Origin of the sequence: Pseudomonas sp. 478 (assembly GCF_003254125.1) — a bacterium.
GTDB lineage: Bacteria > Pseudomonadota > Gammaproteobacteria > Pseudomonadales > Pseudomonadaceae > Aquipseudomonas.
This window is the reverse complement of sequence record NZ_QKZG01000005.1, coordinates 92,120-107,367: the sequence shown is the minus strand read 5'-3', so window position 1 is coordinate 107,367 and position 15,248 is coordinate 92,120. Positions and strand designations below refer to the sequence as shown.

General features: G+C 59.5%; 10 protein-coding genes. 4 read left to right on the top strand and 6 right to left on the bottom strand.

Annotated features, from left to right (window positions below; genetic code table 11):
• Positions 1–6: 6 nt before the first annotated feature.
• Both DFS28_RS12265 and DFS28_RS12260 read right to left on the bottom strand, forming a co-directional pair.
• Positions 7–1,509, bottom strand: coding sequence for an ATPase domain-containing protein (locus tag DFS28_RS12265; protein WP_111449990.1), 1,503 nt, complete (start codon positions 1,507–1,509; stop codon positions 7–9).
• A 115-nt stretch (positions 1,510–1,624) separates the two neighbouring features.
• On the bottom strand, positions 1,625–2,680 hold the full coding sequence (locus tag DFS28_RS12260; RefSeq protein WP_111449989.1) for a lipopolysaccharide assembly protein LapB: 1,056 nt from the start codon (positions 2,678–2,680) through the stop codon (positions 1,625–1,627).
• A gap of 204 nt (positions 2,681–2,884) precedes the next feature.
• Between DFS28_RS12260 and DFS28_RS12255 the strand changes: the two genes are divergently transcribed.
• From DFS28_RS12255 to DFS28_RS12245, 3 genes are read left to right on the top strand one after another with little or no spacing between them, the layout of a single operon-like run.
• The gene (locus DFS28_RS12255) at positions 2,885–5,032 is read left to right on the top strand and encodes an FUSC family protein (protein WP_111449988.1); all 2,148 of its coding nucleotides are present in this window, start codon (positions 2,885–2,887) and stop codon (positions 5,030–5,032) included.
• A complete protein-coding gene (locus tag DFS28_RS12250; protein ID WP_111449987.1) occupies positions 5,022–5,222 on the top strand; it encodes a DUF1656 domain-containing protein in 201 nt (66 codons plus the stop codon). Before DFS28_RS12255 ends, DFS28_RS12250 begins: the two co-directional genes overlap by 11 nt.
• A gap of 4 nt (positions 5,223–5,226) precedes the next feature.
• Complete coding sequence (locus DFS28_RS12245; RefSeq protein ID WP_111449986.1) at positions 5,227–6,192, top strand: HlyD family secretion protein; 966 nt, start codon at positions 5,227–5,229, stop codon at positions 6,190–6,192.
• 200 nt (positions 6,193–6,392) lie between these two features.
• On the opposite strand, the gene DFS28_RS12240 is transcribed toward DFS28_RS12245, so the two are convergent.
• The 4 genes from DFS28_RS12240 to DFS28_RS12225 form a co-directional block, all read right to left on the bottom strand.
• Complete coding sequence (locus tag DFS28_RS12240; protein WP_111449985.1) at positions 6,393–7,814, bottom strand: efflux transporter outer membrane subunit; 1,422 nt, start codon at positions 7,812–7,814, stop codon at positions 6,393–6,395.
• On the bottom strand, positions 7,811–11,005 hold the full coding sequence (locus tag DFS28_RS12235; protein WP_111449984.1) for an efflux RND transporter permease subunit: 3,195 nt from the start codon (positions 11,003–11,005) through the stop codon (positions 7,811–7,813). Before DFS28_RS12235 ends, DFS28_RS12240 begins: the two co-directional genes overlap by 4 nt.
• 12 nt (positions 11,006–11,017) lie before the next feature.
• Positions 11,018–12,271, bottom strand: coding sequence for a multidrug efflux RND transporter periplasmic adaptor subunit MexE (mexE, locus tag DFS28_RS12230; protein WP_111449983.1), 1,254 nt, complete (start codon positions 12,269–12,271; stop codon positions 11,018–11,020).
• Positions 12,272–12,585: 314 nt separating this feature from the next.
• Positions 12,586–13,503: a LysR family transcriptional regulator gene (locus DFS28_RS12225; protein WP_008156370.1), complete on the bottom strand. Its 918-nt coding sequence runs from the start codon at positions 13,501–13,503 to the stop codon at positions 12,586–12,588.
• Positions 13,504–13,772: 269 nt separating this feature from the next.
• Here DFS28_RS12225 and DFS28_RS12220 point away from each other — a divergent pair, with 269 nt between their 5' ends.
• Entirely contained in the window at positions 13,773–14,795 is a 1,023-nt protein-coding gene (locus DFS28_RS12220; RefSeq protein ID WP_111449982.1) for a zinc-dependent alcohol dehydrogenase family protein, read from the top strand.
• Positions 14,796–15,248 lie beyond the last annotated feature (453 nt).

Below are 15,248 nucleotides of genomic sequence, written 5' to 3'. Positions count from 1 at the left end.
GGGCGATCACGGGCTTTGTTCCTCAAGCAGAGGATTGCTGGCACCCAGATAGGTCGGGACACCGCGCAATACCCCCTGAAATGCATCCAGCGGTTCACCAATGGTCATGCCCTTAGCGCTGATGCGGTATTCACGAATGGTCGATTCATGGCTGCCCGTGCGTTTCTTGATGATCGAAATCGCCCGGCGCACCTTGCCCAGTGCCTCGAAGTAGCGCAGCAGGACGACCGTGTCGGCCAGATAGGTGATGTCCACGGGGGCTTGCATGTCACCGACCAGTCCATGCTGGGCGACGGTCATAAAGGTCGCGGCACCCTGGCGATTGAGGTACAGCAGCAACTCGTGCATGTGCAGTACCAGGGCGTTTTCTTCCGGCATCGCTGCCTGATAGCCATTGATGCTGTCGATCACCACGGTCTTGATATTGCCCTCATCGACGCAGCGACGAACCCGGTAGGAAAACTCCCCGGGGGACAACTCGGCCGCGTCCACTTGCTCGATCAGCAGGTTGCCGGTGTCTTGCAGTGCCTGGAGGTCGATGCCGATGTTCTTCATGCGTTCGAACAGCAACCCGAGCTCTTCATCGAAAATAAACAGCGCGGCTTTTTCGCCACGGGCCACGGCGGCAGCGGCGAAGATCATCGAGATCAGCGATTTGCCGGTACCAGCCGGGCCGAGGATCAACGTGCTGGACCCGGTCTCGATCCCGCCACCGAGCAAGGCATCCATTTCCTTGATGCCGCTGGACAGTTGCTGACGGATATAGCGACCGCGATGCTCGGCAGCCACCAGGCGCGGAAACACATGAACGCCATCGCCCATAATGGTGAAGTCATGAAACCCGCCACGGTACTTCTGGCCTCGGTACTTCACCACACGGATTCGCCGGCGCTCGGCGCCATAGTTGGGGGTCAGTTCCTCAAGGCGAATGACGCCGTGGGCCACACTGTGTACGGTTTTGTCGAGGGATTCGGTGGTCAGGTCGTCCAGCAACACCACCGTGGCGTCATAGCGCACGAAGTAGTGTTTGATCGCGAGGATCTGGCGACGGTAGCGCAATGAGCTTTGGGCCAGCAGACGGATCTCGGAAAGACTGTCGAGCACCACGCGGGTCGGCTTGACCCGTTCGACCACTTCGAAAATCTGCCTGGTGGCTTCGCCCAGTTCAAGGTCCGAGGAATACAACAAGCTCTGCTGATGCTCGGCATTGAGCAGGCTTTCCGGGGGCGTCAGCTCGAAGATGTGGATGTTTTCATCCAGCTCCCAGCCGTGGGACAACGCACCCTGTCGCAGCTCCCGCTCGGTTTCCGACAACGTGATGTACAACGAGCGCTCGCCGGCACGAGCGCCGGCCAACAGGAAATGCAAAGCGACGGTGGTTTTGCCGGTTCCGGGTTCCCCCTCCAGTAAAAACACATGCCCGCGGGACAAGCCACCGGCCAGGATGTCATCCAGACCTTCGATGCCGGTGGCGGCTTTTGCACTGATCAACTCGTTTGATGTAGACAAAAAATGCCCTCTCATGACTAGGGGAAGCGAGGCAGCAGGCCGTAGCGCCTGAATGGACTACCTGTTCTCTTGACCCTTGGCCGAGACGACGAGTTCAACGAAATTTTTGCTGTTGTTAAAGCCCTTGCTGCAAGGCGGGGTCGTCGGGATTGAGTTGTTCAAGTTGCGCCAACAGAATCTGTACGTTTTGCAGCTGGCCGCTTTCTTTCCAGTAGTTGATCAACAGTACCCGGGCTCTTCGGTCGGCCGGGTGGCGCTGGACGATCTCCTGCAATTGTTTCTGCGCTGCTTCCAGTTCCTGTTCAGCGTGTAGCGTGGTGGCCAGGTCGTAGCGGTAATCCTTGTTGTCCGGCTCCAGCTCCACGGCTTTGGAAAGGCCGAGGAGGGCGAACTCACTTTGCCCGTGATGCAACAGCCAGAGTCCAAGGGCATGTTGCAGGTAGGCCGAGTCGGGCTGAGCCTTCAGTTGCTTGGCCAACAGTTGCCGGGCCGCATCGTTTTGGCCCAGGCGATCCAGCACGTCGATTTGCATCACCAGCGCGGGCAGGTTGCCGGGCGCAAGACGCAAGGTGTTCTCCAGCGCCTGCTGCGCCTCTTTCAATTCGGCATTGTGCAGATGCAGCCGAGCCAGTTGATATTGGTTGTCGGCGCTTTCCGGTTGACTCTTCAGGTCCTGTTCCCAGGCATCAATGGCTTGCTCCAGCGGCCCGAAGTACAAACCGAGATCGTCCGGCGATAGCCCCAGCAAGGCATTCACGGCGGCATAGCGGACGCGCTGTTCGCTGTCATCGAGTAACGGGCCCAGCAGCAGGCTGCGCTGACCGCTGGGCACCAGACCGCTGATGCTTTTGATCGCCGCGATGCGCACGTCCGGCGATTCATGCTGCAAGTCCGCATCCGCCAGTTTCAGGGCCACGGAGCTGGGGTAGTTGGGCAGTTCGGCATGCAACCAGACGCGGCGTTTGGGCGATATATCGGGGCGGCCCAATTGCTGGTAGAGAACCCGCGCTGCACCCGGTTGGCCCGCACGCGCCTGATTCAGCGCTTCGCTGTAGCCACGCTTGATCGCCTCCGGCACGGCGGGGGGTGTGCTGCGCAGGAAAAACCAGGCAAGGCCGATGGCAAACAGGACGCAGAGGCTGATGAGCAGGTAGCGGCGAGACTGGGGCATGCAGGAATCCGGGAGCTGGCAAGCTGTTGCAAAGGTGCCAGCTTCGGTCAGCCAAGGCTGTGAGTCAAACCCAGACTCAGTTCAATTCGTTAGTCAGGCAATTCGAGGCTGGCTGGCTTTTCAATGATTTTGCCTACAGATTGCGTCGACATTGAAACCCGTCGAGGCGCCTTGGCAGTGACTACGCTTGCTGGAGATGACTCAATGAGCGCTCCCATGCAACCGCTGCTTCAGTACTTCAAGGCGATACTCAACCCCGGGCCCGGCGTGGCGTTGTTCGCCCTGCGGACCATCGTGGCCGGGCTGCTGACGTTGTATCTGGCGTTCCTGTTCGACCTTGAACAACCCAAGTGGTCGATCATGGCGGTGGTCATCGTCAGCCAGCCATTGGGTGGCATGGCCCTAGCCCGAAGTTTCGGCCAGGTCATCGGTACCACGCTAGGGGCGGTCGTGGCGGTGTTGATCATGGCGATCTTTCCCCAGGCGCCCCTGCCTTTCATCCTCACCCTGGCCTTGTGGCTGGCGCTGTGTACCGCCGGCGGCACCTTGTTGCGCTACACCAGTTCCCAGGCGTTTGTTTTGAGCGGGTACACGGCAGTGGTCGTGGCACTGCTGGCGGTACCCGATCAGGGCGGTACGTTCCTTCTAGCCGTCACCCGCGTGACCGAGACGCTATTGGCGGTGGCTTGTGTGTGCGTGGTCAGTCTGCTGACCGCGCGACCGGAAGCGGTGGCCCGGGATTACTTCGCCAAGATCGATCAGGTCATCAAGCTGCTCGCGACCCACGCTGCTGCCGTCATTCGAACCGAAGAAAGCGAGGCCGATTTCCATCGGCGGCAGATGCAACTGCTCGGCGCCATCAGCGCCCTGGAAGGTGTAAGGCGGCATTTGTATTACGACGCACCCCGATTGCGCAGCGCCAATGGTCTGGTGCAACTGCTGGGCAATCAGCTGGTGCTGCTAACCTCGCGGCTGACGGCGCTACGTCACCAGCGGCAACTGCTGGCCGAGCGCTGGAAAGGAGCGTTGCCCGAAGAGATACAGCGTTTGCGTGGCGAAGAACTGGCGTTTCTCGATGAATTGGCCCTACAAGGGCGCTCACTGTCGACCGAAGCGCGGCACCCTTTCACGGCGCTGCAACAGCGTTTCGATGATCAAGCCTATAAGGCAGAACAACTGACCGAGACGATGCCCGCCACGTTGCGCTCACTGGCCTGGTCACTGCGCTGGGAGCAGGCGCGGATGCTGGAGCAACTGGGGCAGATTCTGGAGCTGAGCGACGCGATTCAGGAAGGGCGTGCGGCCAGCAGCATGTTTCGCGGCCAGGAGAATCCGCTCCACCTGGATTTCACGTTGGCGGCAATGAACGCGATCCGCGCATTTACCGCGTTGCTGGTGGCCGGCCTGATCTGGATCGAGACCGCCTGGGACGGAGCGCGTGGCGGGATGATCGTGGCGGGAATTCTCTGTTCGCTGATGGCGACTTTTCCAAGGCCGTTGCTGGCCAGCCAAAGCTTCGTCAGGGGGCTGGGTCTGGCCTTGGTGGTCTCGGCGCTGTATCTGTTCCTGCTGATACCGATGATCAATGACTTCGAGTTACTCGCCTTGTTGTTAACCCCATTGCTGTATGCCGTCGCGGTGGGGTTGTCCAGTCCGGCCACCACGGGCACAGGCATTGGTCTTGGACTGACGACAATGCTGTTGTTGGGCCCGCAAAACACGGAAATCGGCCAAAACAGTGCCATTCAGTGGTTCGAGTTTGCCGGTTCGTATGTCTGCGCAGCCGCGCTGGCGCTCAGTGTCTACGCCTTGATCTTCCCGTTCAGGCCCGATTTACGGATGCGTAGACTGTTCAATGAGAACTGTGAGCAGGTCTACGCATTGCTGAAGACGCCGGCCACCGATGAGCAGCAATTTGCGTTTGAAAGTCGCATGGTCGATAGCCTGACCATGATGTTGGGACTGTTGCCGGCCACCAACGACAAGCAATCCAGCGAGCTGTTCGAAGTCAGTCTCGGGTGCATGGCGCTGGGTGTGGCGTTGAACCAACTCAGGCAACAGGGGCAAAGCAACACCTTGCTCAGTACTGATCAGCAAAACCGTTTGCTGGCGGCGGTTCGTGAGACAGGACGATTGATCGCCGGCCGCCCCGGGATTGACCTTGAACAGTTGCTCGGAAAGCTGCGTGTCTTGGGCGATGAAATGGACGACCTGCATTTAGACGTTCATGAACACCTGTGGTCGGTCTTCAGGATGCGCGTGGCGTTGTTGATCGTGGTGTCGTTTCTGGAGCGACATCGCAAACACTTTCAACCCGCAGAAACGGAAGGAGTGCCAGCCCTTGCCCATTGATTTCGAATTGGGTGGCGTCTACTTGCCGCCGATTGCCCAGGCGTTATTGCTGGCCCTGCCGATTTACTTGCTGCTGGACTGGATCTTGCGCCGTGTTGGCGTGCTGCGGTTCGTCTGGCATGAAGCCTTGTTCGAAGGCGCGTTGTACGCCTGCGTTTGCGCAACGCTGATTCTGGTGATGGGAGCTTGATGCGTTGAAGAAGATCCTTGCCCGACTCGTAACGGTGACGGTGGTATTGCTGGCTTTTGTTCTCGGCTGGTTTGCCTGGGAGCATTACACCCGCGCCCCCTGGACCCGCGATGCACGGGTGCGTGCCGATGTGGTGACCTTGTCCGCCGATGTCTCGGGGCGCATCGTCGGCCTCGGCGTGCAGGACAACCAGCACGTGGAGAAAGGCCAGTTGCTGCTGGAGATCGACCCGGCGCGCTATGTCCTGGCGGTGGAGCATGCCAAACGCTCGGTGGAAGTGGCGAAAGCCGCCCTTGGTCAGTCCGAGGCAACGATTGTCGCCAGTGAAGCGCTGCTCCACCAGCGTCAGAGTGAAGAACGCCGACGGCGCACGCTCAAGCAGCGTTTCGCCATTTCTGGCGAAGAATGGGAGAAATCCAGCACGGAAGTGGCGGTGGCGCAGGCCGAGTTGCTGCGCAATCAGGCCAACCTCGGTTTGGCCCAGGCCAACGTGCAATTGGCAATCGCCGCATGGACCCAGGCCGAACTGGATTTGAAGCGCACGCGGGTCGAAGCGCCCGTCAGTGGTTACGTCACCAACTTGCTGACCCGTCAGGGTGACTATGCCGCGGCCGGTGGCGCGCTGCTGGCGCTGGTGGACAGCAACTCGTTTTATGTCAGCGGCTACTTTGAAGAAACCAAGCTGCCGCGAATCGAGGAGGGCGATCGGGTCAGGATCGAATTGATGAGCGGCGAAACCTTCGGCGGCACCGTGCAAAGCATTGCCTTCGCCATTTCCGACCGGGAGAACCTGCCCGGTGGTCGCCTGCTGGCCAACATCAACCCCAGTTACACCTGGGTCAAACTGGCACAACGGGTGCCGGTGCGGATACAGATCGACGCCGATTACGCAGCCAAAAACCGACTGCGTGCCGGGACTACCGCCACCGTAACCGTCATGGAAACCCGCAATCACCAATCCACACCTTAACCCCTGTAGGAGCCGAGCTTGCTCGCGATGGCGGCTTAACATTCAACATTGATGTCGACTGACACGCCGCCATCGCGAGCAAGCTCGGCTCCTACAGGGATTAGGTGTTCTCTTGGGCAAAAAAAAGCCCCGCGACCGAATGAGGCGCAGGGCAAAGGAATTGGCTGGTTGCGACCAACCAAAAGGAGCTCGTTAAAACTTTACTTGCTGGCGACCGTCTCTGGTTGCCAGCCACCGCCCAGGGCTTTGTAAATCGCGACAATGCCGCGATACAGATCGACTTCGGCCTGGGCCTGAGTGTCTTCGGCCGCCAGGCGCTCACGCTGGGCGTCGAGCAGGACGAGGAAGTCCGCCGTGCCTTCGCGGTAGCGAATTTGGGCGAGGTCGGCCGCGGCGCGGCTGGATTCGCTCTGACGGATCAGCGAGATCAGGCGTTGCTGACGTTTGCCGTAGTCGCTAAAGGCGTTTTCCGATTCTTCCAGCGCCAACAGTACTTGCTGCTCGTAGGTCGCCAAGGCGCCTTCGGCATCCGCATCGGCACCCCGTAGACGAGCGCGCACGCTGCCAAGGTCGAACGCCGCCCAGGTAATGCTTGGGCCCAGTGCCCAGGCGTTGGCCGCCGAAGAACCGATTTGCGAACCGCGCCCGGCGGTGAAGCCGAGGAAGCCGCTGAGGCTGACCCGTGGGAACAAATCAGCCTTGGCCACGCCGATTCGGGCGGTGGCGGAGGCCAGTTTGCGCTCGGCGCTGAGAATGTCCGGGCGACGTTGCAGCAGTTCACCCGGATCACCGATCGGCAGGGCCTTGGCGATCGCCGGCAAGTCTTTTGGACTCAGGTCGACGGTCAGCTTGTCCGGACGTTCACCCAACAGAGTGGCGATGCGGTTTTTCTGCCGAACCTGTTCAGCCTGCAATTGCGGCACGCTGGCTTCGACGGACGCCAGGCGTGCATCGGCGCGAACCACATCGAGCTGATCGCCGACGCCGGCATCACGCAGGCTGACGGTGATCTTGCTCGATTCCTGCTGGTTGTTCAGGTTGGCCAGGGCGATCTTTTCCCGCAGCTGCGCACCGCGCAGTTGACCGTAGGCATCCACCAGTTCGGCAATCATCGAGACTTGCAGTTGGTACAGATCGGCTTCGAGCGCTTGCTGTTCGGCGTCGGCGGATTCCAGGTTGCGCTGGATACGGCCAAACAGGTCGATCTCCCACGCCATGTCCAGGCCCAGGTCGTAGCGTTCGCTATTGACCCGCTTGGTGGTCTGGCCCGGGATCTGACCCTTGGCCAGGTCACTGCTGGCCCGGCTGGTGATGGTTGGCATGGCGTCATTGCTGACGTCATCGCGAATCGCTCGCGCCGCTTTCCAGCGGGCAAAGGCCACGCGTAAATCACGGTTGCCTTTCAGCGATTGAGTCACCAACTGGTTGAGGGTCGGGTCTTCGAACTGCTGCCACCAGATGCCTTCGAAACGCGAGCGGTCGTAGTTTTTCTGACCGGCGCTGCCATCGGTGGCGGTGGTGATGTTGGCCGGCTCAGTGGCTGGGGTCTTGTAGTCCGGGCCGACGGCACAGGCACTCAGGGCCAGTACCAGAAGGCTCGGCAGGAAGGCTTTCAGACTCATTGTTGCGCCTCCAGTTGGTTTTCCAGTTTTAGCGCCTTGGCCGCTTTGCGCTTTTCACCGCGCTCCACAAAGTTACGAATCAGTACGTAGAACACTGGCGTCAGCAACAGACCGAAGAAGGTCACCCCGAGCATCCCGGAGAACACTGCCACACCCATGGCATGACGCATTTCGGCACCGGCACCGCTGGAGAACACCAGAGGCACAACACCCATGATGAACGCGAAGGAAGTCATCAGGATCGGCCGCAGACGCAGACGGCAAGCTTCGAGCACCGCAGCCAGCGGGTTCATGCCTTCGTCCTGCTGTTTATCCTTGGCAAACTCGACGATCAGAATCGCGTTCTTACAGGCAAGTCCCACCAGTACGATCAAGCCGATCTGGGTGAAGATGTTGTTGTCGCCTCCCGAAGCAATCACACCGGTGATGGCCGACAGCAGGGTCATCGGTACGATCAGGATTACCGCCAGTGGCAGGCTCCAGCTTTCGTATTGCGCCGCGAGTACCAGGAACGCCAGCAGTACGCAGAGCGGGAACACGAACAGGGCGGTGTTACCGGACAGAATCTGCTGGTAGGTCAGGTCGGTCCACTCGTAGGTCATGCCGTTCGGAAGTTCTTCCTTGAGCAGTTTCTCGATGGCCGCTTGAGCCTGGCCGGAGCTGTAGCCGGGGGCTGCCGCGCCGTTGATTTCTGCGGTGATGAAGCCGTTGTAGTGCATCACGCGGTCCGGGCCCGAGGTGTCGCTGACCTTGATGAAGGTCGCCAGCGGGATCATCTCGCCTTTGTTGTTACGCACTTTCAGCTGACCGATCTGGTCCGGTTCGAGACGGAACTGCTGTTCAGCCTGAACGTTGACCTGGTAGGTGCGACCGAAGCGGTTGAAGTCGTTGGCATACAGCGAACCCAGATAGATCTGCAGGGTGTCGAAGATGTCGCTGACGGCCACGCCGTGGGTCTTGGCTTTTTCGCGGTCGATAGCGGCATCGACTTGCGGCACGTTCACGGTGTAGCTGGTGAACAAGGCGGCCAGTTCCGGCACGTTGTGGCTCTTGGTGATGATGTTCATGGTTTCTTTGTACAGCTCGTCATAGCCCAGGTTGCCCCGGTCTTCGATCTGCAGACGGAAACCACCAATAGTACCCAGGCCTTGTACCGGCGGCGGCGGGAAGATCGCCATGTAGGCTTCCTGAATCCCGGCGTACTGGCCGTTCAAGGCACCGGCAATCGCACCGGCGGACATGCTCGGGTCTTTACGCTCGTCGAACGGTTTCAGGGTGACGAACACGATGCCGGCGTTAGGGCTGTTGGTGAAACCGTTGATCGACAGGCCCGGGAAGGCCACGGCACTTTCCACGCCTGGCTGTTTCAGGGCCAGGTCGGACATGCGTTTGATCACGTCTTCGGTACGGTCCAGGCTTGAGGCATCCGGCAGTTGCGCGAAGGCCACCAGGTATTGCTTGTCCTGGCCGGGTACGAAACCGGTCGGGGTGTTGGCGAAACCGAAGAAGGTCAGCACCATCAGGCCTGCGTACAGCAGCAGGGCGATGCCGCTGCTGCGGATAACCCGGCCCACAGTGCCGACATAACCATGGCTGGCCTTGTCGAAGAAGCGGTTGAACGGACGGAACAGCCAGCCACCGAAAATCTTGTCGAGGACCTTGGAGAAACGGTCCTTCGGTGCGTCATGGCTTTTGAGCAACACCGCAGCCAGCGCCGGCGACAGGGTCAGCGAGTTGAACGCCGAGATCACAGTCGAGATCGCAATGGTCAGGGCGAACTGCTTGTAGAACTGCCCGGTCAACCCGGAGATGAAGGCCGCCGGGATAAACACCGCACACAGCACCAGCGCCGTCGCGATGATCGGGCCGGTTACTTCTCGCATCGCACGTTTGGTTGCTTCGACCGGCGTCAATCCCAGTCCGATATTTCGCTCGACGTTCTCCACCACCACGATGGCGTCGTCCACCACGATACCGATGGCCAATACCAGGCCGAACAGTGACAGGGCGTTCAGCGAGAAGCCGAACAGGTGCATCACGGCAAACGTACCGATCAGCGAAACCGGCACCGCCACCAATGGAATGATCGAGGCGCGCCAGGTTTGCAGGAAAAGGATCACCACCAGCACAACGAGGATCAGCGCTTCGAAGAGGGTGTGCACCACCGCCTCGATGGAACCACGCACGAAGATCGTCGGGTCATAGACGATGCTGAAGTCCATGCCTTCCGGGAAGCCCTTTTTCAGCTCCGCCATCTTGTCGCGCACTTCGTTGGAGATTTCAATCGCGTTGGAACCAGGGCGCTGGAAGATCGGGATCGCCACTGCCGGTTGGTTGTTCAGCAGCGAACGCAACGCGTATTGGCTGGAACCCAACTCAATGCGAGCGATATCTTTCAGGCGAGTGATTTCACCGTTTTCGCCGGAGCGAATGATGATGTTCTCGAACTCTTCTTCAGAAACCAGACGACCTTGCGTGTTGACCGACAGCTGGAACGCTGTGGCATTCGGCGCGGGTGGCGCACCCAGTGCACCGGCAGCCACTTGACGGTTCTGTTCACGAATCGCAGTCACGACATCGGTCGCGGTCAGATTGCGCGAAGCAGTCTTGTTCGGATCGAGCCATACACGCAGCGAGTAATCGCCCATGCCGAACAGCTGCACATCACCGACACCGCCCAGACGCGCCAGCTCATCCTTGATGTTGAGCAAGGCGTAGTTGGACAGGTAAAGCATGTCGTAGCGTTTGTCCGGCGAGGTCAAGTGCACAACCATGGTCAGGTCGGGCGAAGCCTTGTCCACGGTGATACCAATGCGCGTCACTTCTTCTGGAAGTTTCGGCTCGGTCCGGGTCACGCGGTTCTGCACCTGTACCTGTGCGTTGTCCAGGTCGGTGCCCAGCGCAAAGGTGATGGTCAGGGTGATCTTGCCGTCAGCGGTGGACTGCGAGGACATATACAGCATGTTCTCGACGCCGGTGATGGCTTGCTCCAATGGAGCGGCCACGGTTTCACCGATGACTTTAGGGTTGGCACCCGGGAAGTTCGCACGAACCACAACGGTCGGCGGAACCACTTCCGGGTATTCGCTGATCGGCAACTGGAACAGCGAGATAGCGCCGGCGATCAGGATCAGCAGCGAAAGTACCGCTGCAAAGATCGGCCGTGAAATGAAGAATTGGGAAAAATTCATCGTAGAGATCCCTTAACCGCGTGGAGTCGCAGCAGCCAGTTTCACAACCGAACCCGGCGCGACCTTGGCAGGTGCGACTTGGGGCAGGTTGCTGGCTTCCAGCGCTTGTCGTTGTTGTGCAAGTGCCGCGAGGGTTTGTTCGCTGGCCATCGGGATCACTTCTGGGGTGACCGGTGAACCAGGGCGAACCCGTTGCAGCCCCTTGACGATGACGGTGTCGTCCTTGTTCAGGCCGCTGCGCACGATGCGCAAACCTTCGATCTTCGGACCCAGCTCGACCGAGCGGTAAACAGTCTTGTTGTCGGCATCCATCACCAGCACGAACTTTTTACCCAGATCGGTACCGACCGCTTCGTCGTTGATCAGCACGGCGGAATAGGTGCCGCTGCCGACCAGTTTCAGACGGGCATACAGGCCTGGGGTGTAGGCGCCGTCGCTGTTGTCGAACACGGCACGACCGCGGATGGTGCCGGTTTTCGGGTTGACCTGGTTGTCGACGAAGTTCATCACGCCCTGGTGTGGGTTGCCGTCTTCGTTGGAGAGGCCGAGGTATACCGGCGTGGTCGCACCGCGTTTGCCCTGGCGAGCGAGCTGGGTGTATTTGAGGAACACACGCTCGTCAGCGTCGAAGTAGGCGTAGACCTTGTCGGTGGACACCACACTGGTCAGCGCGGTGGTATCGGCGGTCACCAGGTTACCGGCGGTGATTTCCGCACGGCTGACGCGGCCACTGATCGGCGCGGTGACACGGGTGAAGCTCAGGTTCAGTTTGGCCAGGTCCAGTTGCGCCTGGAGGGCACCGACGGCGGCGCGGGCTTCTTGAGCCGCGCTGGTGCGCGAATCGGCCAGCTCGGCGGAGATCGCGTTGCTGGTGCGCAGACGCTCACCGCGTTGGGATTCGTTTTCGCTGCGGGTGGCGGTGGCGCGGGATTGGGCAACCAGGGCTTCGAGGCGGCGGACCTCGGCCTGGAATGGACGCGGGTCGATCTGGAACAGCAGGTCGCCTTTCTTGACCAAAGCGCCTTCAGTAAAGGCCACTTCATCGATCTGGCCAGAGACCCGTGGACGTATTTCTACGGTTTCCGGGGCTTCGAGGCGCCCGGTGAATTCGTCCCACTCGTTAACCGGTTGTTCCAGCACCTTGGCCACGCTGACCTTGGCTGCGGGCATAGTGGCGGCCGTGTCCGGAGTCTTGCCGCAGGCGCTCATCACCAGTACGGCCAACAGGGCCAACGGGAAGCGTAAATGTTTGAGTGATTGTTCCATGGATGCATCCGCCAATGTATTGAGAATGGACGGATGATGCTCGGCGAGGATGTATCGCACGAATCGAATGAGCTAAAGGTAACTATCATTCGGAATGATATAAGCGCCAGCCAAGCTCTCTAGCGTGCACCTTTCGTTAGGCGGCTATCAATTGGATTGATGACAATTCTGTGTTGCGGGGAATGCAAAAGTTAGACGTAGAGTCGCTGCCATGGCGAGCAAGCCCGCTCCCACATTGAGTCTGTGATGTTCACAAATCCCTGTGGGAGCGGGCTTGCCCGCGAAGAGGCCATCAGCCCTCATGACAATCAGGATCAGGCCAAACTATCCGGATCACCAAAGAACATCTGAATTCGCGAGCGTAACCAACGCTCGCCCGGATCATTATCCTGCGACCCACGCCAGGCCATGTGCAATTCAAAACTGCGCACCGGCAACGGCGGGTCTTCAGCCCGCACACCGCCGGCCGCAGTCAGCGCTTCAGCCGTGTAATCCGGCACGGTCGCGACAATATCGGTCCCGCTGATGAGTGTGCTGAGTCCGTTGAACTGCGGCACCGCGAGCACCACATGGCGTTTGCGTCCGAGCTTTTCCAGTTCTTCATCTATAAAGCCGCTCAGGTCACCGGCGAACGATACCAGTGCATGAGGCCGCGCACAGAAATCATCCAGGCTCAACGGCCCCGGCACCGTGTCGGCCCGCAACAGCTTCGGCATGCTGCGGCGCAATACTTTGCGCTTGGCGTTGGCCGGCAGGTCGGCGGTGTAGCTGACGCCGATGGAAATCTCGCCCGAGGCCAGCAGGCTCGGCATCAGGATGTAGTTGGCCCGACGCACTACCAGCACGATCCCTGGGGATTCGGCGCGCAGGCGCTTGAGCAGCATTGGCAGCAGCGCGAACTCGACATCGTCCGACAGACCGATACGAAACACCGCGGTGCTGGTCGCCGGGTCGAATTCCGCCGCACGACTGACCGCGGTGGAAATCGAATCCAGTGCAGGCGAGAGCAGGGCGAAGATTTCCACCGCCCGGGCGGACGGTTCCATGCTGCGGCCGGTACGCACGAACAACGGATCATCGAACAGCCCGCGCAGGCGCGAGAGCGCCGCACTGATGGCCGGCTGGCCGAGGAACAGTTTCTCCGCAGCGCGGGTCACACTGCGTTCATGCATCAATGTTTCGAAAACGATCAACAGGTTCAGGTCGACACGACGCAGGTCATTACGATTCATCTGGAGTCCTGGCAGAGTCATCAAGCTTGACGAGAGCGGCCATATGAGAACAATGGCCGGCATGAATATTACGGGGAAAGGCTGCTACTCTGCACCGAGTAATTCAGTTTTCCTGAAAAGGGCTGCTTCGGTTTTCACGGCATTTGACGATGTCGCCGGCGCTGCGGAATCAATGACAGGCATGTCGACTATTAATAGCCACTGATAGTCTTGGGTAGAAAGCCCAGATAGAGTTCATGGCATTAGAGGTTTCTTTGACGAGGTTTGCGATGTCCCGCACGATCCGTTTTCACAAGTTTGGTCCAGCCGAGGTGCTCAAATGCGAAGAGCATGCGGCCGCTCTCCCTGCGCCGGGCGAAGTGCAGGTGCGCGTCGAGGCGATTGGCATCAGCTGGTACGACATTCTCTGGCGCCAGAACCTGGCCTCATCCCACGCTCGTCTGCCTTCAGGCCTTGGCCATGAAATGGCCGGCGTCGTGACGGCGGTCGGCGAGGGCGTCGATGATCTGGCAATCGGCGACAAGGTCGCCAGCTTCCCGGCTGAAAGCCCGAACGATTATCCGGTCTACGGCGAACAGATCGTCCTGCCGCGCACGGCACTGACCCGCTACCCGGACGTGCTCAGCCCGATCGAAGCCAGCGTGCATTACACGCCGTTGCTGATCGCTTACTTCGCTTATGTCGATCTGGCACGGGTCAAACCTGGGCAATTCGCCCTGGTGACCGACGCCAGTCACTGTGCCGGTCCGTCCTTTGTACAACTGGGCAAGGCTCTGGGTATCCGGGTCATTGCCGCGACCAAGACCGCAGAAGAGCGTGAAAACCTGCTGTCCCTGGGTGCCGAGAAAGTCATCGTCACCGAAGAACAGGATCTGCTGATGCAGATCAACAAGATCACCGACAACCGTGGCGTGGACGTTGTGTTCGACGGTCTCGGCGGTCCACAGATGTCGTTGCTTGGCGATGTTCTTGCACCTCGCGGCAGCCTGGTGTTGTACGGGCTGCAAGGTGGCAACCAGACGCCGTTCCCGGCCTGCGCAGCGTTCCAGAAGAACATCCAGTTCTTTGTGCACTGCATCGGCAACTTCACTGGCAAGCCTGAGCTGGGCATCATCCAGGACCAGGTCGCACTGCAACGCGCCTTGCGCGATATCAACCAGATGACCGCCGACCGCGTGCTGCTGCCGCTCAAGACTCGGGTCTTCCCGTTTTCCGAGTTTGTCGAAGCCCACCGTTACATGGACGAATGCCCATGCCGCGAACGGGTCGCCCTCCAGGTCGAACCTGCATAAGCCCTTCATGTAAGCCCCTCTGCAAGAGTCCGTGCCCCCACGGACTCTTCTGTTTTCAGCCCCTGCCAAAATGAGACGTCCCATTGCGCTGTCAATGGGGCAGTTCAGCAACTGAACTGGTTTTTGCTCGCAATCTGTATCTTCTAATCATCATATAAGCCTTGATAATTGAATGATTACTTTCATCTCAAGGAATGAGTCATGGCTGGGTATCGGCTTGATACTTTTCAATACACACTGTTAATACATATCCGACCAATAGTTCGTCGTTGCGCAGTTGCCAAAAAAAAATGGGTGACTTCTTTCTCTATTTCTTGTGCTAATTGTCTGTGGGACGCTGTCGGACATTTCCTAGGATGTCGCTCGCAGCCGCAAGAGGCCGGCTCTACAGGGGTTGGCAGCCACCTGTCTCTGGCGGGAGCGGGGGAGACTTCTAGTTATTTCAAATAATTA

What these genes read in the sequence shown, in the direction of transcription:
- DFS28_RS12260 (WP_111449989.1), bottom strand. Translation starts at nt 2,680, where the DNA reads ATGCCCCAGTCTCGCCGCTACCTGCTCATCAGCCTCTGCGTCCTGTTT.
- DFS28_RS12255 (WP_111449988.1), top strand. Translation starts at nt 2,885, where the DNA reads ATGAGCGCTCCCATGCAACCGCTGCTTCAGTACTTCAAGGCGATACTC.
- DFS28_RS12240 (WP_111449985.1), bottom strand. Translation starts at nt 7,814, where the DNA reads ATGAGTCTGAAAGCCTTCCTGCCGAGCCTTCTGGTACTGGCCCTGAGT.
- DFS28_RS12235 (WP_111449984.1), bottom strand. Translation starts at nt 11,005, where the DNA reads ATGAATTTTTCCCAATTCTTCATTTCACGGCCGATCTTTGCAGCGGTA.
- mexE (WP_111449983.1), bottom strand. Translation starts at nt 12,271, where the DNA reads ATGGAACAATCACTCAAACATTTACGCTTCCCGTTGGCCCTGTTGGCC.
- DFS28_RS12225 (WP_008156370.1), bottom strand. Translation starts at nt 13,503, where the DNA reads ATGAATCGTAATGACCTGCGTCGTGTCGACCTGAACCTGTTGATCGTT.
- DFS28_RS12220 (WP_111449982.1), top strand. Translation starts at nt 13,773, where the DNA reads ATGTCCCGCACGATCCGTTTTCACAAGTTTGGTCCAGCCGAGGTGCTC.